The 17,647-nt window shown below is 64.9% G+C and carries 16 protein-coding genes; 4 read left to right on the forward strand and 12 right to left on the reverse strand.

The features are described from left to right. Window positions 1-41: 41 nt before the first annotated feature. Window positions 42-2,246, reverse strand: coding sequence for a polyphosphate kinase 1 (ppk1, locus tag IB274_RS12615; protein WP_192432308.1), 2,205 nt, complete (start codon window positions 2,244-2,246; stop codon window positions 42-44). A gap of 23 nt (window positions 2,247-2,269) precedes the next feature. After that, window positions 2,270-3,283, reverse strand: coding sequence for a porphobilinogen synthase (hemB, locus tag IB274_RS12620; RefSeq protein WP_192432309.1), 1,014 nt, complete (start codon window positions 3,281-3,283; stop codon window positions 2,270-2,272). Between the two features lie 233 nt (window positions 3,284-3,516). Here hemB and IB274_RS12625 point away from each other — a divergent pair, with 233 nt between their 5' ends. Continuing rightward, on the forward strand, window positions 3,517-4,077 hold the full coding sequence (locus IB274_RS12625) for a DedA family protein (RefSeq protein ID WP_026079304.1): 561 nt from the start codon (window positions 3,517-3,519) through the stop codon (window positions 4,075-4,077). A 13-nt stretch (window positions 4,078-4,090) separates the two neighbouring features. Here the strand turns inward: IB274_RS12625 and IB274_RS12630 are convergent, their stop codons facing one another. Further along, a complete protein-coding gene (locus IB274_RS12630) occupies window positions 4,091-5,329 on the reverse strand; it encodes a sterol desaturase family protein (protein ID WP_192432310.1) in 1,239 nt (412 codons plus the stop codon). A 139-nt stretch (window positions 5,330-5,468) separates the two neighbouring features. Between IB274_RS12630 and elbB the strand changes: the two genes are divergently transcribed. Then, complete coding sequence (gene elbB, locus IB274_RS12635; RefSeq protein ID WP_192432311.1) at window positions 5,469-6,122, forward strand: isoprenoid biosynthesis glyoxalase ElbB; 654 nt, start codon at window positions 5,469-5,471, stop codon at window positions 6,120-6,122. A 57-nt stretch (window positions 6,123-6,179) separates the two neighbouring features. Here elbB and IB274_RS12640 read toward each other — a convergent pair whose 3' ends face one another. The 6 genes from IB274_RS12640 to IB274_RS12665 form a co-directional block, all read right to left on the reverse strand. Beyond that, a complete protein-coding gene (locus IB274_RS12640; RefSeq protein WP_081519504.1) occupies window positions 6,180-6,650 on the reverse strand; it encodes a YaiI/YqxD family protein in 471 nt (156 codons plus the stop codon). A gap of 71 nt (window positions 6,651-6,721) precedes the next feature. After that, window positions 6,722-8,623 (reverse strand): cytochrome c/FTR1 family iron permease, encoded by a 1,902-nt coding sequence (locus IB274_RS12645; protein ID WP_192432312.1) that lies wholly within the window; start codon window positions 8,621-8,623, stop codon window positions 6,722-6,724. Between the two features lie 128 nt (window positions 8,624-8,751). Further along, on the reverse strand, window positions 8,752-9,381 hold the full coding sequence (locus IB274_RS12650; protein ID WP_192432491.1) for a LysE family transporter: 630 nt from the start codon (window positions 9,379-9,381) through the stop codon (window positions 8,752-8,754). A 217-nt stretch (window positions 9,382-9,598) separates the two neighbouring features. Beyond that, window positions 9,599-10,357, reverse strand: a complete 759-nt coding sequence (locus tag IB274_RS12655; RefSeq protein WP_081519501.1) for a TerC family protein — start codon at window positions 10,355-10,357, stop codon at window positions 9,599-9,601. Window positions 10,358-10,378: 21 nt separating this feature from the next. Continuing rightward, entirely contained in the window at window positions 10,379-10,942 is a 564-nt protein-coding gene (locus tag IB274_RS12660) for a mechanosensitive ion channel family protein (protein ID WP_192432313.1), read from the reverse strand. Then, a complete protein-coding gene (locus IB274_RS12665) occupies window positions 10,942-12,852 on the reverse strand; it encodes an ATP-binding cassette domain-containing protein (RefSeq protein WP_192432314.1) in 1,911 nt (636 codons plus the stop codon). Before IB274_RS12665 ends, IB274_RS12660 begins: the two co-directional genes overlap by 1 nt. Window positions 12,853-12,899: 47 nt before the next feature. On the opposite strand from IB274_RS12665, the gene IB274_RS12670 reads away from it, so the two are divergent. Beyond that, entirely contained in the window at window positions 12,900-13,364 is a 465-nt protein-coding gene (locus tag IB274_RS12670; protein ID WP_192432315.1) for a TIGR02444 family protein, read from the forward strand. A gap of 3 nt (window positions 13,365-13,367) precedes the next feature. On the opposite strand, the gene IB274_RS12675 is transcribed toward IB274_RS12670, so the two are convergent. The 3 genes from IB274_RS12675 to IB274_RS12685 all read right to left on the reverse strand — a co-directional run bounded on the left by IB274_RS12675 (window position 13,368) and on the right by IB274_RS12685 (window position 16,432). Continuing rightward, window positions 13,368-14,573 (reverse strand): AlgP family protein, encoded by a 1,206-nt coding sequence (locus IB274_RS12675; RefSeq protein ID WP_192432316.1) that lies wholly within the window; start codon window positions 14,571-14,573, stop codon window positions 13,368-13,370. Between the two features lie 649 nt (window positions 14,574-15,222). Beyond that, the gene (locus IB274_RS12680) at window positions 15,223-15,690 is read right to left on the reverse strand and encodes an Rsd/AlgQ family anti-sigma factor (protein ID WP_045213212.1); all 468 of its coding nucleotides are present in this window, start codon (window positions 15,688-15,690) and stop codon (window positions 15,223-15,225) included. 256 nt (window positions 15,691-15,946) lie between these two features. Then, window positions 15,947-16,432, reverse strand: a complete 486-nt coding sequence (locus IB274_RS12685; protein WP_192432317.1) for a disulfide bond formation protein B — start codon at window positions 16,430-16,432, stop codon at window positions 15,947-15,949. A 116-nt stretch (window positions 16,433-16,548) separates the two neighbouring features. Between IB274_RS12685 and IB274_RS12690 the strand changes: the two genes are divergently transcribed. Continuing rightward, window positions 16,549-17,634 carry a PQQ-dependent sugar dehydrogenase gene (locus tag IB274_RS12690; protein ID WP_192432318.1) on the forward strand — a complete coding sequence of 362 codons (1,086 nt, stop codon included), beginning with the start codon at window positions 16,549-16,551 and terminating at the stop codon, window positions 17,632-17,634. Window positions 17,635-17,647 lie beyond the last annotated feature (13 nt).

A 17,647-nucleotide genomic window follows, 5' to 3' on the forward strand; every position in this document is an offset into this window, starting at 1 on the left:
AAAGCCCTGCTGAGGCAAGGCTTTCACGCCACGCGGACGGATCAGCGAACGCTGATCACCGGCGTGCACAGGCGTTCCAGCAGCGTCGCCTGGGCGTTGCGCGCGTTCTGGTTGCCGCTGGGGCTCTGGCGCACGTAGCTGCCGTCGGACTGCAGTACCCAGGCCTGGGTGTTGTCGGTCAGGTAGGACTCCAGCTCTTTCTTCACGCGCAGCACGAGCTTCTTGCCTTCCACCGGGAAGCAGGTCTCAACGCGCATGTCGAGGTTGCGCTCCATCCAGTCGGCGCTGGAGAGATAGAGCTTCTCCTCGCCGCCGTTGAGGAAGTAGTAGATCCGGCTGTGTTCCAGGAAGCGGCCGATGATCGAGCGCACCTGGATGTTGTGCGACACGCCCGGCACGCCCGGACGCAGGCAGCACATGCCGCGCACCACCAGGTCGATCTTCACGCCGGCCTGGCTGGCCTTGTACAGCGCGCGGATGACCTTGGCGTCGGTCAGCGAGTTGACCTTGGCCATGATGTGCGCCGGCTTGCCTTCGGCAGCCTGGGCGGCCTCGCGGTTGATCATCTCCAGCAGGTTCTTCTTCAGGGTGAAGGGCGCGTGCAGGAGCTTCTTCATGCGCAGGGTCTTGCCCATGCCGATCAGCTGGTTGAACAGCTTGTGCAGGTCCTCGCAGAGCGCCACGTCGGCGGTCAGCAGGCTGTAGTCGGTGTACAGGCGGGCATTGCCGGCGTGGTAGTTGCCGGTGCCCAGGTGCGCGTAGCGGCGCAGCTCGCCGTCCTCGCGACGCAGGATGAGCATCATCTTGGCGTGGGTCTTGAAGCCGACCACGCCGTAGATCACCACCGCACCGGCCTGCTGCAGGCGGCTGGCCAGCTGCAGGTTGGATTCTTCGTCGAAGCGCGCCCGCAGCTCGATCACCACGGTGACTTCCTTGCCGTTGCGCGCGGCTTCCACCAGTGCGTCGACGATCTCCGAGTTGGCCCCGGAGCGGTACAGCGTCTGCTTGATCGCCAGCACGCTGGGATCCTTGGCGGCCTGGCGCAGCAGGTCGACCACCGGGGTGAAGGACTCGAACGGGTGCATCAGTAGCACGTCGAGCTTGCCCAGCACGTTGAACAGGTTTTCCTTCTTTTGCAGCAGCTTGGGAATCGCCGGGGTGAACGGCGGGGACTGCAGCTCCGGATGACTGGCCAAGCCTGTGACGCTGAACAGGCGGGTCAGGTTGACCGGTCCGCTGACGCGGTACAGCTCGGTCTCGGACAGGCCGAACTGCTTGAGCAGGTAGTTGGACAGCGGCACCGGGCAGGTATCCACCACCTCCAGACGCACGGCGTCGCCGTAACGGCGCGAGAACAGCTCGCCACGCAGTGCGCGGGCCAGGTCCTCGACGTCCTCGGCATCCACCGAGAGGTCGGCGTTACGGGTCAGGCGGAACTGGTAGCAGCCCTTCACCTTCATGCCGTGGAACAGATCGTCGGCGTGGGCGTGGATCATCGACGAGAGGAACACGTAGTTGTCGCCGGGGCCGGCGACGTCTTCGGGCAGGCGGATGATCCGCGGCAGCGAGCGCGGCGCCGGGATGATCGCAAGGCCGGAGTCGCGGCCGAAGGCGTCCAGGCCTTCGAGCTCGACCATGAAGTTCAGGCTCTTGTTCACCAGCAGCGGGAACGGGTGCGTTGGATCGAGGCCGATCGGGGTGACGATGGGCGCGATCTCGTCGCGGAAGAAGCGACGAACCCAGGCCTTGATCTTCGGCGTCCAGTAGCGGCGGCGGATGAAGCGGATGTCGTGCTTGGCCAGCTCCGGCAACAGGATGTCGTTGAGGATGCTGTACTGGCGGGCGACCTGCTCGTGCACCTGCTCGCTGATGCGTGCCAGCGCCTGGTGCGGCAACAGGCCGTCGGCGCCGGCCTGTTCACGGGCGAAGGTGATCTGCTTCTTCAGGCCGGCGACGCGGATCTCGAAGAATTCGTCGAGGTTGCTGGAGAAGATCAACAGGAACTTCAGGCGTTCCAGCAGCGGGTACGACTCATCCAGCGCCTGTTCCAGCACGCGGATGTTGAACTGCAGCTGCGAGAGCTCGCGATGAATGTAGAGGGCACTGTCGTCCACGTTGATCGCCGGAACTGCCGGTTCGACGGGCGGCGGCGTCGCCTCGGCGACTTCATCCACGACGACTTCGGTGATTACAGCGGTGGTGTCAGCTTCGATAACTTCGGTTTCGCTAATGCCTTCGGTATTCATCGCGGGTCTCATCGTCGGAGGGGTTAGCCCCCGCTTTTCAATTGTTGTGCGGCGCGCTTGGCGAAGTAGGTCAGGATGCCATCTGCGCCCGCGCGTTTGAAGGCCAGCAGCGATTCGAGGATCACCGCCTCGCTGAGCCAACCGTTGTTGATCGCGGCCATGTGCATCGCGTACTCGCCGCTGACCTGATAGACAAAGGTCGGCGCGCGGAATTCGTCCTTGGCGCGGCGAACGATGTCGAGATAGGGCATGCCCGGCTTGACCATGATCATGTCGGCGCCTTCGGCGAGGTCAGCGTAGATCTCGTGCAGCGCTTCGTCGCTGTTGGCCGGATCCATCTGGTAGGTGGCCTTGTTGCCCTTGCCCAGATTGGCGGCGGAGCCGACGGCATCGCGGAACGGGCCGTAGTAGGCGCTGGCGTACTTGGCCGAGTAGGCCATGATGCGGGTGTTGATGTGGCCGGTGGATTCCAGGGCCTCGCGGATCGCGCCGATGCGGCCGTCCATCATGTCGGAGGGCGCCACGACCTGGGCGCCGGCTTCGGCGTGGGAAAGCGCCTGCTTGACCAGCACATCAACGGAAATGTCGTTCAGAACGTAGCCGTCCTCGTCGAGGATGCCGTCCTGGCCGTGGCTGGTGAACGGGTCCAGCGCCACGTCGGTGATGATGCCCAGCTCCGGGAAGCGCTCGCGCAGGGCGCGGGTGGCGCGCTGGGCGATGCCGTCAGGGTTGAAGGCTTCGGCGCCATCGAGGGATTTCTTCTCCAGCGGGGTCACCGGGAACAGCGCCAGCGCCGGGATGCCCAGCTCCACCAGCTCTTCGGCTTCCTTGAGCAGCAGGTCGATGGACATGCGCTCCACACCCGGCATCGAGGGCACCGCTTCACGCTGGTTCTTGCCGTCGAGGACGAACACCGGAAGGATCAGGTCGTTGCTGGTCAAGACATTTTCGCGCACCAGACGGCGGGAAAAATCGTCACGACGATTGCGACGCAGACGAGTGAAGGGGAAGGCACGATCGGCGGGAATGAAGCTCACGGCGTACTCCAGGGCCTGATGCAGCAGGCACAGTCTGACAGTTATAGCCCTGAATTATGACCGATTGGTAACAACCGGTAACAGTGACCCTTGGTCGCGGCATCCTGCCGCAGCGGCATGCCGCCGCTCTGCACCGGTACAGAGTTGTTCCAGGTCAGCTGTGCTGACTGGGGTGCCTTCCCTGCGGGCGACAACCGGGTTAGGCTTCGCGTTCATTTCGCTGCGTTGCCTCGATAATGCTCCAACAATTCCTGCAGGATTTCGGCTACTTCGCGCTGTTTCTCGGCACGTTCTTCGAGGGTGAGACCATTCTGGTCCTGGCCGGCTTCCTGGCATTCCGCGGCTACATGCAACTGGAGTACGTCATCGCGGTGGCATTCTTCGGCAGTTACGCGGGCGACCAGCTCTGGTATTTCCTCGGCCGTCGCCATGGTCGCAAGCTGCTTGCGCGCAAACCGCGCTGGCAGAAGATGGGCGACAAAGCCTTGGAGCACGTGCGCAAGCATCCCGACCTGTGGGTGCTGAGCTTCCGCTTCGTCTACGGTCTGCGCACCGTGATGCCGGTGGCCATCGGCCTGTCCGGCTATCCGCCGGCGCGCTACCTGCTGCTCAACGGCATCGGCGCCATCGTCTGGGCCACCGTGCTGGGCAGCGCTGCCTTCTACTTCGGCAGCGTGCTCGAAGGTGTGCTGGGCAACATCAAGAAGTACGAACTCATGGTCCTCGGTGGCCTCGTGGTGATCGGCCTGCTGTTCTGGCTGCGTCGCCGCTTCAAGGCCAGCAAGACCGACTGAGCACCCCGGCCGTTCAGGCCGCCTGCGGCAGGCGCTCGGCGCGCCGCAGGCCCAGCAGACCGATCAGGCTGAGCAGCGAGTAGACCGCCAGCGCCCAGGGCGCCCACTGCGGCAGCTCGATCCCTCCCCATAGCGCCATGACCGCCACTGCCAGCACGTTCAACGCTAATCGCAACAGTTCCAGGCGCAGCGCCCAGTTACGGTTCTCCAACCAGCAGCCGATGGCGTAGAGCCCGAGGGCCATCCAGCTCCAACCGATCACCAGCGGCAGCACCTGCCAGTGCTCCCCGACGCCCAGCAACCAGGTGCCGGCCACCACGTAGGTGGCGAACTGCAGCCCGGCGTACCACTGCCTGCCACGCGTCAGCGGCACCTCGAACTTACGGAAGGACGCCAGGTCCGGCTTGGCCATCGGGTAGCGCTGGGCGACATCCTCGGGGCGCCAGCCGGTGCGCATGAACCAGATGCGCAGCTTGTCCCAGGTACTGCCGGCGCGGCGCGCATCGTTCCACAGGTGCGCGTAGACCTGCAGGTTGGCCCACAGCGGGTTCCAGCTGGCCAGCGGCACAGTCACGCCGAACACCACCGGCTCCTCGTCCAGCTCTTCCTGGAAGGTGCCGAACAGGCGATCCCAGACGATGAACACGCCGCCATAGTTGCGATCCATGTAGACCGGGTTCTGCGCATGGTGCACGCGGTGGTTGGATGGGGTGATGAAGATCCATTCGAACCAGCCCAGCTTAGGGATGTGCCGCGTGTGCACCCAAAATTGGTAGAGCAGGTTCAGCGCGCCGACGGTGAGGAACACCAGCGGCGGCACGCCGACGATGGCCATGGGCAGATAGAAGATCCAGCCGAAGATGAAACCGGTGCTGGTCTGCCGCAGCGCGGTGGAGAGGTTGTAGTCCTCGCTCTGGTGGTGCACCGAGTGAGCGGCCCAGAGCACGTTGCGCTCATGGCCCAGGCGGTGGTTCCAGTAGTAGCAGAAGTCGTAGAAGACGAAAGCGAACACCCAGACCCAGAGGTTCTGTGTGGACATCTCGAATAGCGCCAGATGCTGCCAGGCGATGACGTAGGTGAGCACCGCCAGGCCCTTGGTCAGCAGGCCGCTGGTGGTTGACAGCACACCGGCGCTGAGGCTGTTCAGCGCATCGCTCAGACGGTAGGTGCGCACGCCACGCCAGCGGTCGGCGAGCAACTCGATGGCGATCAAAAGGAAAAAGAAGGGTACGGCGAAGAGTATGTAGTTCATGGCGCGGCCGAGTCGTTATGCTTATGGGAAGGCCCAGATTCGTTGATCCTAGCCTCTACCTCCGCGCCGGCCCCAACCGCCGGCGCCAAGCCGGGCGGCATATCGCGACATGCCCGGCATCCTCGAACAGGAGAAGTCCATGCAGAAGAAAGTTGCCGTCATCCTCTCCGGCTGCGGCGTCTATGACGGCGCCGAGATCCACGAAAGCGTGATTACCCTGCTGCGTCTTTCCCAGCGCGGCGCCAAGGTGCAGTGCTTCGCCCCGAACATCGCCCAGCACCACGTGCTGAACCACCTGACCGGTGAGGAAATGGCCGAGAGCCGCAACGTACTGGTGGAATCCGCGCGTATCGCCCGCGGCGAAGTGAAGGACGTGCGCGAAGCCAGGGTGGAGGAATTCGACGCCCTGATCGTTCCCGGCGGTTTCGGGGCGGCGAAGAACCTCAGCGACTTCGCCTTCAAGGGCGACCAGTGCGAAGTGCAACCGGACGTACTGGCCCTGGCCAAGGCCTTCGCCGCGGCGAAGAAGCCGGTCGGCCTGCTGTGCATCGCCCCGGCCATGGCCGCGCGCATCTATGGCGCCGGCGTGGAATGCACCATCGGTACCGACGAGGGTACCGCCCAGGCGCTGACCAGCATGGGCGCCAAGCACATCGATTGCGCCGTGGAGGACATCGTCGAGGACAAGGACCACAAACTGGTTACCACGCCGGCCTACATGCTGGCGCAGTCCATCGCTGAAGCCGCCAGCGGCATCAACAAGGCGGTCGACCGGGTGCTGGAACTGGCCTGAGCAACACGCTGAACGCAAAACGCCCGGCATTGCCGGGCGTTTTCGTTTCAGGCCGGATCAGCCCTTGCGGCTCTCTGCCTCGCGCAGCAGGCGCGTCAGTAGCCGGTCCAGGCCGTTGGCGAAGGCCTGGCGATCCTTGTCGCCGTAGGGCGCTTGACCTCCCCCCACCTGGCCCTGTTCGCGCAGGTCGGTGAACAGGTTGCGCACGGCCAGGCGCTCGCCCATGTTCTTCTCGTCGAACTCGCGGCCACGCGGGTCCAGCGCATCGACGCCCTTCTTTACCAGCCGGTCGGCCAACGGCACGTCGCTGCAGATCACCAGGTCGCCGGGCTCGGCCTGCTCCACCAGGTAATCGTCGGCGGCGTCCATCCCGCTGGGGACCACTATCAGGCTGACACAGGCGAACGGTGGCTTGGCCACGGGCTGGCCCGCGACCATCACCACCTCCAGCTTGCGCTTGAGGGCGAACTTGGCCACCAACTCCTTGGCCGCGCGCGGGCAGGCGTCAGCATCGATCCAGATACGCATCGGAAAACCATTCTCCAGAAAGCACGACGGCCAGTATCGCACTGGCCGTCGTGTGTCGCTTGGCTATTGCCTCAGGACGCGGTGATCTCGGCGGCCTTGCGGCGCTCGGAGAAGTAGCTGCGTCCGTAGAGCACGGCCACCGCCACCAGCGCCACGGCCTGGGCCGACAACGAGTAAGCGTCGGCCTTGATGCCGAGCCAGTCGAAGTCGAAGAAGGGCACCGGGCGGGTACCGATCACGCCCGCTTCCTGCAGGGCAACCACGCCGTGACCAGCGAAGACCACCGACAGGGCGCAGAGCAGCGCCGCGTTGACGGTGAAGAACAGTTTCAAAGGCAGCTTCGCCGAGCCACGCAGGATCACGAAGGCGATGGCGATCAGGGTCACCACGGCGGTGCCCGCACCAGCGATCACCGCGTTGTGACCGGCCGGGCCGGCCTGCAGCCAGAGGGTCTCGTAGAACAGGATGACTTCGAACAGCTCGCGGTAGACCGAGAAGAACGCCAGCACCGCGAAGCCAAAGCGGCCACCGCCACCCACCAGGCTGCTGCGGATGTAGTCCTGCCAGGCGGCGGCGTGGCGGCGGTCGTGCATCCACACGCCGAGCCAGAGCACCATCACGCAGGCGAACAGCGAGGTGAAGCCTTCCATCAGCTCGCGCTGGGCACCGCCGATGTCGATGACGTAGGCGGCGACTGCCCAGGTGGCGAAGCCGGCGACGAAGGCCAGGCCCCAGCCGATGTGGACGCCGCGCACGGCCTTCTCCTGCCCGGTGTTGCGCAGGAAGGCGAGGATCGCGGCCAGCACCAGGATCGCTTCCACGCCTTCGCGCAGGAGGATCAGCAGGGCCGAGACGAAGCTGATGGAGGTGCTCAGCGAGTCGCCGCTCAGGGCCTTGGCGGCGTCCGCCAGCTTGGCCTTGGCCAGTGCCAGCTGCTGAGCCACTTCGGCTTCCGGCAGACCGTCACGCAGCGCCTGACGGTAGGCCATCAGCTGCTTCTCGGTGGCCTTGCGCAGGTCGGCGTCGACGTTGTCCAGTGAGCTTTCCACCAGCTCGAAGCCTTCCAGGTAGGCAGCCACGGACAGGTCATAGGCTTGGTCATGGTCGCCGGAGCGGTACACGGCGAAGCTCTTGTCCAGGGTCGCTGTGGTGTAGTCGATCTGCTGCGCCGGGCCGCGGTGCTCCAGCGGCGGATGGGCACGCAGGGCACGGAAGCTCTCGGCCGCCGCCTCGCCATCGCGCTCGGCAACATCGGCCGGGGTCTGGGTCGAGAGGGTCGCCAGCGGATAGGGGTGGGTCGGGTCGACCTTGGCCTGGCCGGCGCTGAGGCCAGCGATATAGGACGCCAGGTCCCAGCGCTGACGTTCGTCGAGCTGGTCGGCGAACGCCGGCATGTCGGTGCCGGAAACACCCAGGCCGATGACGTTGCGCAGGTCGTACAGGCTCAGATGGTCCAGGCGCGCGCGGTCGGTCAGGTTGGCCGGCGGCGGCTCCAGGCCGATACCTGCAGGACCGTCGCCCTTGCCGGCGTCACCGTGGCAGATCGAGCACTGCTGGGTGTAGATCTCGGCGGCACGGGTCGGGTCCGGGGTGATCGAGGGGGTCTGCACCACCTGGTAGGTATCGGCGACACGCGCCTCCAGGTGACGAGCCTGCTGGGCGACCTGCTTGCCAGGAAGGCGCTGCTCGATGGCCTGCTTGAGGCCGGCGGCGTCCTTTTCCAGATCGGCGCGTTCGGGAACGGCCGGCAGGGTGACGATCAGCGCCTGCAGATTACCGACGAACTCCAGCTGCTCCTTGTATTCGCTTTCGTCCACGACCTTGCCGTCAGTGACGGTGGCCGGGTAGTCGGCAGCGAGATAGCTGAGCAGGTGAAGGGCTTGGGAGGGGTCGACAGCCGTGTCGGCGTGAGCTCCAAGGCTGAAGAAACCGACCAGCGGCAACAGCCAGACGAAAAGTTTGGAGGGGCGCATACGGAAAGGTAAATGAGAATGAAAGAGGTTAAATTGTCACCTCAGGTTTCCGTCTATGCAAGGAGAAATGTCCCGCAGAGTTGCGTCCGAAGCGCTCAGGAGGCCACTCCGGAGGCCAGAAATCAGCCTTAGACCGGTGCGCGGCGGACGGTGGCGAGCAGTGCGGCGGCGCCCACGAAGAGGGTCGCGAAAGTCCGATTCATCACCCGCTGCTGACGTTGCGAGCGCAGGGCGCGCAGTACGCGCGCGGCCAGGCCGGTGTACCCGGCCATGACGATCAGGTCCACGGTGATCATGGTGGCGCCCATGATCACGTACTGGATCGCCATCGGACGGTGCGGGTCGACGAACTGCGGCAGCACCGCGAGCATGAAGATCACCGCCTTGGGGTTGCTTGCGTTGACCAGGAAGCCGCGCAGCACCAGGGTCAGCGGCCGGCCGATGGGGCGCTCGCCGCTCGCCGCCATCACCTGCGGGGCAGCGGTCCACTGGCGGTACGCAAGGTAGACCAGGTAGACCACGCCGAACCACTTGATCGCGCTGAACGCCACGGCCGAAGCCGAGAGCAGCGCGCCAACGCCGGCAGCGACGATGGCGATCTGCAGCGCCAGGCCGATCTGCAGGCCCAGGGCATTCCAGTAACCGCGCCAGAAGCCGTATTGCAGCCCGCAGGACATCGAGGCAATGGCACCGGCGCCGGGAGACAGGCTGATTACCCAGCAGGCGATGAAGAAGGCGAACCAGGTACTGGCGAGCATTGCGGACCTCACGGCGCCCAGGCAGGCGCAATAATTTGTTACGGGGAGCCAGTGTGCCTCAGTCGCGCCGACTCGCCCAGCGTTGCCGACGAAGGTCGGATGATCCTTGTAGGAGCGCGCCATGCGCGCGAGCGCGGGCATGGCGCGCTCCTAAATTTTGGGTGCCCAACAAAAAGCCCGGCACTGGGCCGGGCTTTTTCGTTTCACGACAGACCGATCAGCTCGGGATGTCCTTGCGCAGCTTCACCGGCTCCTCGCCGCGCTTGCGCGCCAGGGCGCCGCGCAGGCGGATGTTGATCGCCTCCACCGCCAGCGAGAAGGCCATGGCGAAGTACACGTAGCCCTTGGGCACGTGGATCTCGAAGGCCTCGGCGATCAGCACGGTGCCGACCACGATGAGGAACGACAGCGCGAGCATCTTCAGCGACGGGTGCTTCTCGATGAAGGCGCTGATGGTGCCGGCCGACAGCATCATCACGCCGACGGAGATGACGATGGCCGCGACCATCACCGGCACGTGCTGCACCAGGCCCACGGCGGTGATCACCGAGTCCAGCGAGAAGACAATGTCGATGATCGCGATCTGGATGATGATGCCCATGAAGCCGCGGGACTTGCCGCCCTGCTGCCCGCCCTCTTCCGCACCTTCGAGGCTGTGGAAGATTTCCATGGTGCTCTTGAACAGCAGGAACAGGCCGCCGAAGAACAGGATCAGGTCACGCCCGGAAATGCCGTGGTCGAACACGGTGAACAGGTCGGCCGTCAGGCGCATCACCCAGGTGATCGACAGCAGCAACAGGATGCGCGTGCCCATCGCCAGCGCCAGGCCGAAGAAACGCGCCTTGGGTTGCTGCGCGGGCGGCAGGCGGCCGACCAGGATGGAAATGAAGATGATGTTGTCGATGCCCAGGACGATTTCCAGGGCAGTCAGGGTCAGAAAGGCAACCCAGATCTCAGGGCTAGTGAGCCATTCCATAGTGGGGGATGTCCGTTGGGGTCAGGGGGTGGTGGGGAAATTCGGGCCGCGCCAGCGGCGGATGGCCTTCTGGAAGAACAGGTTGTTCGGCACCTGCAGCAGCGCGCCGGGGGTGCCGTCCTCGGCGACTTCTTCCAGGGTGGTGTAGAGCAGGTTGATCGCGATCACCCTACCCTTCACGCCGGGCTTGTCGGCGGACTCGATGACCTCCACGCGGTCGCCCAGGCGGAACGGCCCCATGGTGAAGATCATCAGCGCGCAGAACAGGTTGGAGAGCACGCTCCAGATGGCGAAGAAGGCCACCGCCGCAACCGCGGCGAAGCCTGTCAGCGCGGCCCACAGTACATCGGCGGAAACGCCCAGGCGCTCCAGCACCAGCATCACCGCCGAGCCCATGACCAGCCAGCGCAGGCCGCCGCGCAGCGGCAGCAGCAGCTCCGGCGGCATCGGGTAGCGCTCGCCGAGCCGGCTGACGGCGCGCGTCAACACGCGCTGCAGCAGCCACGCCAGCAGCAGGACGAGGATGATCTGCCCGCCGCGCAGCAGCGGTTCGCTCCACGCCACCAGCAGGTTCACATCGTCCATCACTCGCTGGCCTCGAGCTGGCGCTGCAGCTCTTCGAGGGTTTCCAGCGCCATCAGCCAGGACTCTTCCAACTCGCTCTCGCGACCCTTCAGGGTCGCCTGGCGGGCGAGCAGATCGCGCAGTTCATCCTTGCGCGAGGACTCGTAGAGCGCGCTGTCGCCCAGGCGCTGTTCCAAGTCGGCGAGCTGCTCGTGGACCTTGCCCAGCTCCTTCTCCAGCTTGTCCGCCTCGCGCTTGTGCGGGGCGAGCTGCTGGCGCAGGGCCGCGGCGGCCTGGCGCTGGGCGCGCTTGTCGGTCTTGTCGCCAGCGGGAGCGGCGGGCGACGACGGCGTCTGCCGCGCACGGAAGTCCACCAGCCAGCGGGCGTAGTCTTCGAGGTCGCCGTCGAATTCCTGGATGCGCCCGTCTGCCACCAGCAGGAATTCATCGGTAGTGCTCTTGAGCAGGTGACGATCGTGGGACACCACCACCACGGCGCCGGAGAATTCCTGCAGCGCGAGAGTCAGCGCCAGGCGCATTTCCAGGTCAAGGTGGTTGGTCGGTTCGTCGAGCAGCAGCAGGTTGGGCTTCTGCCAGGCGATCAGCGCCAGGGCCAGGCGCGCCTTCTCGCCACCGGAGAAGTTCAGCACCGGCTCGTCGCAGCGCTCACCACGGAAGTCGAAGCCGCCAAGGAAGTCACGCAGGGTCTGCTCGCGTTCCGCTGGCGCTATGCGCGCCAGGTGCAGCAGCGGGCTGGCCTTGGGATCGAGGGAGTCGAGCTGGTGCTGGGCGAAGTAGCCGATGGCGAGGTTCTCGCCACGGGCAAGCTCACCCGACAGCAGCGACAGGTCGCCGGACAGGGTCTTGATCAGCGTGGACTTGCCCGCGCCGTTGGGACCGAGCAGGCCGATGCGCGCGCCGGGCACCAGTTGCAGCTTGACCTTCTCCAGCACCGTCCTCTCACCGTAGCCCAGACTGGCCTCGGAGAGATTGAGCAGCGGGCTGGATATCTTGTCGGATTCGCGGAAGACAAAGTCGAAGGGCGAGTCGACGTGGGCCGGCGCCAGTTCTTCCAGGCGTTCCAGCGCCTTGATCCGGCTCTGCGCCTGGCGGGCCTTGGTGGCCTGGGCGCGGAAGCGGGCAATGTACTTTTCCATGTGCGCGCGCTGCGCCTGCTGCTTCTCGTACGCCTGTTGCTGCTGGGCGAGGCGTTCGGCGCGGGTGCGCTCGAAGGCCGAGTAGCCGCCGCGGTACAGGGTCAGCTTGCGCTGTTCGAGGTGGGCGATGTTGTCCACCACGGCGTCGAGGAAGTCGCGGTCGTGGGAGATCAGCAGGAGCGTGCCCGGATAGCCCTTGAGCCACTCTTCCAGCCAGAGGATGGCGTCGAGGTCGAGGTGGTTGGTGGGCTCGTCGAGCAGCAGCAGTTCGGACGGGCACATCAGCGCCTGCGCCAGGTTCAGGCGCATCCGCCAGCCACCGGAGAAGTCGCCGACGCGGCGGTCCATCTGCTCGGAGGTGAAGCCCAGGCCGGCCAGCAGCTTGCGCGCGCGGGCATCGGCGGTGTATCCGTCAGCACTGTCCAGCTCGCTGTGCAGGCGCGCCAGGGCGGTGCCGTCGTGGACGTCCTCCGCCGCGGCGAGGTCCGCCTGGATCTTGCGCAGGTGCACGTCGCCGTCGAGCACGTAGTCGACGGCGAGGCGGTCGAGGGTATCGACTTCCTGGCGCATGTGCGCGATACGCCAGTCCGCGGGCAGGTAGCAGTCGCCGGCGTCCTGGCCGAGCTGGCCGCGCAGCAGGGCGAACAGGCTCGACTTGCCGGCGCCGTTGGCGCCGATCAGGCCGACCTTCTGTCCGGCGTGCAGGGTGAGTTCGGCACCTTCCAGCAAGCGCTGGGGGCCACGCTGTAGCGTAAGATTTTGTAGTCGAATCATGGCGGCGGAGTTTATCAGCTTCGCCTGGCAATCGCTGTGGGTGCTCTATGTCTGATGATGTCTGGTCGTATGCGCTGAAACTCTACGCCCGCCCTGGGATTGAGGCGGCTTGCCTGTCCCTGCAGGAAGGCGGCGCGGATGCCTGTCTGCTGCTCGCGTCGGCGTGGCTGGGCAGCACTGGCGTGGCCTTCGAAACGTCGCGAATGAGCGAGCTGGAAGGCACCGCGCAGGGATGGCGTGAAGAGGTGATTGTGCCTTTGCGTTCGCTGCGTCAGCGCTGGCGAGAATCGGCGAAGCAGGATACGCAGCTGGCGCCGCTGAGGGAACGGATCAAGCAGCTCGAACTGGAAGCAGAACAGGTGCTGCTGGGGAGACTGGAGATGGTGGCGCAGGATTGGCCACGGGGTGAAGCGGAGGATCTGGCGCGCTGGCTGGAGGCCGCGGCAGGCGAAGCGGGCGGCTTGCGCCGCGATGCGCGGGAAACCCTGCGCACCGCGGCGAGCCTCTCCTGAGCCTTAGGAAGCGCTGGAGGAGTTGCTGCTGGCCGGAGCAGCCGGTGCCGGAGTGGTGCTGGCAACCGGGGTAGCGGCCGGAGTGCTCGGCTGGGCAGCCGGTGCACTCGGGGCAGCCGGAGCGGCCGGTTTGGCAGCGACGGCAGGCTTGGCCGCAGCCGGTTTGGCTGCAGGTTTTGCAGCAGGCTTGGCTGCGGCTTTCACGGCCGGTTTGGCAGCCGGTTTAGCGGCGGGCTTGGCTGCGGCAGCGGGCTTCGCGGCAGGCTTGGCAGCCGGTTTAGCGGCGGGCTTGGCGGCAGCAGGCTTGGCGGCCGGCTTCGAGGCGGGTTTGGCAACGGCTTTCGCAGCAGGCTTCGCAGCCGGTTTAGCGGCGGGCTTGGCAGCGGCTTTCGCAGCAGGCTTCGCAACCGGTTTAGCGGCCGGTTTTGCAGCAGCGGCAGCAGGCTTGGCAGCGGGTTTGGCTGCCGGCTTGGCGGCGGCTTTCGCAGCAGGCTTCGCAGCCGGTTTAGCGGCGGGCTTGGCGGCGGGCTTGGCAGCAGCAGTCTTGGCGGCCGGCTTGGCTGCAGGTTTTGCAGCAGGCTTGGCGGCTGGTTTGGCTGCAGCCTTGGCAGCTGGTTTGGCTGCAGGTTTGGCAGCAGCTTTCGCGGCAGCAGGCTTGGCAGCGGCAACCTTGGCAACCGGCTTCGCAGCAGGCTTGGCTGTGGGTTTAGCAGCGGCTTTGGCGACAGGCTTGGCGGCAGCTTTCACGGCCGGTTTAGCAGCAGGTTTGGCAGCGGCCTTGGCAACCGGTTTTGCGGCAGCGACCGGTTTGCGGGTTGCCAGGGACTTGCCAGCGGCTTCCTTCACCTTGGTCACGCCCTGGGCGAGCTTCAGGCTCTCCTGCACATCGCGCTTGAGGTTGGCGATGTAGGCACGGGTTTCAGTCTGGCGGCTCTTCAGAACATCCAGCACGCCATCGAGCTCAGCGATGCTCGACTTGGCCTTGGCCTGCGCTTTCGCCTTGCCGGCCTTGGTCGCGTCCTGCAGCTTGGTGCGTGCGTTGTGCAGCTTCTCCTGAGCCTTGCCGCGTTGTTTCTCGAGCTTGGCGAGCAGCTTTTCGGAATCGACGAGCGCCTGCTTGCAGGCACCTTCGAGGTGTTCGATCAGACTGTTGGACAACTGGTGCAGCAGGTGCAGAGGGGTAGTGACGGGTTTCTTGTTGGCCGACATGACGTGCCTCCTGGCGGACGTGGTTGCGCCCATACTAGCCCCGCTGATGGCCTCTCGCCAATGTCCCTATTGTGCTGCAGGCCGCAGCAGGCATTGGCTTCAGAGGTTTTCAGCAGTGCGCGAAGGCGCGTTTTTTCACTCACTCAATGACGCTGCCCCGAGCACTTGGTTCCGTTGGCGCAATCGGCCAGGCAGCGCAAACGCCCGTGGCGTGTGCGTTTGCGGGTGAAAAATAAATTTCCAGAGTTAGCCGAAAAAGCCCGTCGCAGAGCCTTTTGCACAACACGCAGCAGTCTTGAGGAAGGCGGACTGGCAGTCGTTCGAGGCGCGTCAGCACGACGCGAGAAACAAGGTCGCGGCACTGTGGAAATGCTCTTGCGAGCCCCCGTTCACAGCCTTCGTTGCGGCCCATTTTCAGCAGCGATTCATCACGCGAAAAAGACGGCGAGAGCACAGCTGCAAGCTGCCGAACGGCGTGAGTTTTTTAGCACGGCGCGCTCAGAGCGCGAAGATCGAAACATCGCGGACAGAGTCCACTCCTGTGGTCCTGAAGCTCCGTCCGCGATAGGCATGAACGACACGGACTCAACACAAACGAAAACGGCGCGAGTGCTTCAAGCGCTCGCGCCGTTGTCGGAAGTCCCTTCACTCAGGCCGTAACGGCTTTCTGCTCATGGGAGTTGTGCAGCACTTCGATCAGGCAGTCTTCCAATTCGAAGCGTTCGTGCAGTTGCTGGCGCAGGCTCTTCAGTTCACTGGTAAGGCAAGTGCCTTCGCGGCAATCGCCGTTGTCGCAGCGGTCGTTGAAGTTCAGCGCGTTGGCCGTGATGGTCTCCAGGCGCGGGTAGATCTGCTTGGCCAGTTCAAGGCCGCGCGTATCACCGAAGGCCTGCGCCTCGTTCATCAGTTGTTCGTACACTTCGAAGTGTCCCGCCGACACGTAGTCGAGCAGGAGCTGGCAGAAGCTCTGGAGGTTTTCGGCGTTGGTCTTCGGCGCCTGGACACCGTCCAGGGAATCGAATGCCCGGACCAACTCATGTCGATCCCGCAACCAGCGGTCGATCAGCTGGTGTACGCCTCCCCAACGTTCCTGGGCATTACGGCAGCTCTCGAGCATGTTGTCCTCACTTCCCTTTCGCCGTCCCGGCTAGGTCCGCCCCGGGACAATATTCTGTCGATTCTCGACGTCCGCGATGTATGAAGCTTGTTCGGCGGCGGCTTTCCGACGGAGTGGAAAACCAGAGTATGCCCGCCCGTTATCGCCTTCAAGACACCGGCAACGGGAAAATTCATACGAGCGTTTAATCGACAGACCGCGACGCCTCTGGCCTGCGCCGAAGAGGCGCAGACCATGGCGAATTGAGATGCGACGCTCAGCCGCGGCGGCGGAAGAACTGCACGATGGCGAACAGGGCATAACCGACGAAGGCCAGCAGGCTCCACTCCGCGATACTCATGCCGAGCAGCGTCCAGGTGACCTCGGCGCAGTCGGCCGAACCGTGGAACATGGTGTAGAGGATCTGCGTGTAGGGCATGCTCTCGAGCATGAAATCCAGCGGCGGCAGGCAGGACGGCAGTTGGTCCGGCGGCAGGGTCTGCAGCCAAAGCTGACGACCCGCAGTGCCAGCGCCACCCAGGGCGCTGAGCAGGATCAGAACCGAGTACACGCGCGGCGCACGACCGTGCAGCGCGGCGATCAGCGAGAACAGACCGCAACCGGCGAAGAAGATGCGCTGCAGGATGCACAGCGGGCAAGGCTCCAGTCCGACCACGTACTGCAGGTAGAAGCCGGTGCCAAGCAAGGCGACGCAGGCGAGGAAAGCGAGGAAGAACAGGGAACGAGGGCTGGCCAGGTTCATGGCGGCTCCGCTGAAAAGCGCTGTTGCACGAAAGGCCGCTACGGTAGTGGAAACACGGCGATCAGTTCAAGACGAGTGTCTAGACTGGCCGTGGCACTCATCCGGGAATTCCTGCCATGCGTCGTCATTTCCTACTTTGCTCGCTGCTTTCCCTGACAGCAGCACCGGCCATAGCCGCCACTGACCTCAGCCAGATTCGACTCCCTGACGGCTTCCACATCAGCCTGCTCACCGACCAGGTGCCGGGCACCCGCGCCATGGCCTGGGGCGAAAAGGGCACGCTGTTCGTGGGTAGCCGCTCCGCGGACAAGGTCTATGCGGTGAAGCCCGACGGCCGGGTAAAAGCGCTCGCCAATGGTTTGCAGATGCCCGTGGGCGTGACCTTCCACAAGGGCGACCTGTACGTGTCGTCGATCAACCGCATCGTCGTGCTGCGCGACATCGAAGCGCACCTGGACGCCCCGCCCAGGGCCGAGGAACTGCCGGCGCAGTTTCCGAAGGAAACCGCACATGGCTGGAAATTCATCGCCTTTGGCCCGGACGACAAGCTCTATGTGCCGGTCGGCGCGCCGTGCAACATCTGCCGCCCAGACCGCAACCAGTACGCCAACCTGCAGCGCATGAACGCCGACGGCAGCGCGCGGGAAGTGGTCGCCTACGGCATCCGCAATACGGTCGGCTTCACCTGGCACCCGCAGACCAGGCAACTGTGGTTCACCGACAACGGACGCGACATGCTCGGCGACGACAAGCCCGATGACGAGCTGAACAAGGTCAGCAAGCTGGGCGAGGACTTCGGCTATCCCGACTGTCACCAGGGCGACATCGCCGATCCTGAAGAGGGTAGGAAACCCTGCTCTGCCTTCACTCCGCCAGTGGCCAGGCTGGGCCCGCACGTCGCCGCGTTGGGGCTGCGTTTCTATACGGGTGAGCAGTTCCCCGCCGAGTACCGCAACAACCTGTTCATCGCCGAGCACGGGTCGTGGAACCGCACGCAGAAGATCGGCTATCGCGTTGCGCGGATCGAGCTCAACGAGGACGGCACGCTGAAGCGCCAGAGTGTGTTCGCCGAAGGCTGGCTCGACAAGAATGGCGGAGTCAGCGGGAGGCCGGCGGACGTACTGGTGGCACCGGACGGCTCGCTGCTGGTCAGCGATGATCAGAACGGTGCGATCTATCGCATTAGCTACAGCAAACCCTGAAAACGAAAACGAC

Origin of the sequence: Pseudomonas sp. PDM18, assembly GCF_014852585.1 — a bacterium.
In the GTDB taxonomy this organism is placed as follows: Bacteria; Pseudomonadota; Gammaproteobacteria; order Pseudomonadales; family Pseudomonadaceae; genus Pseudomonas.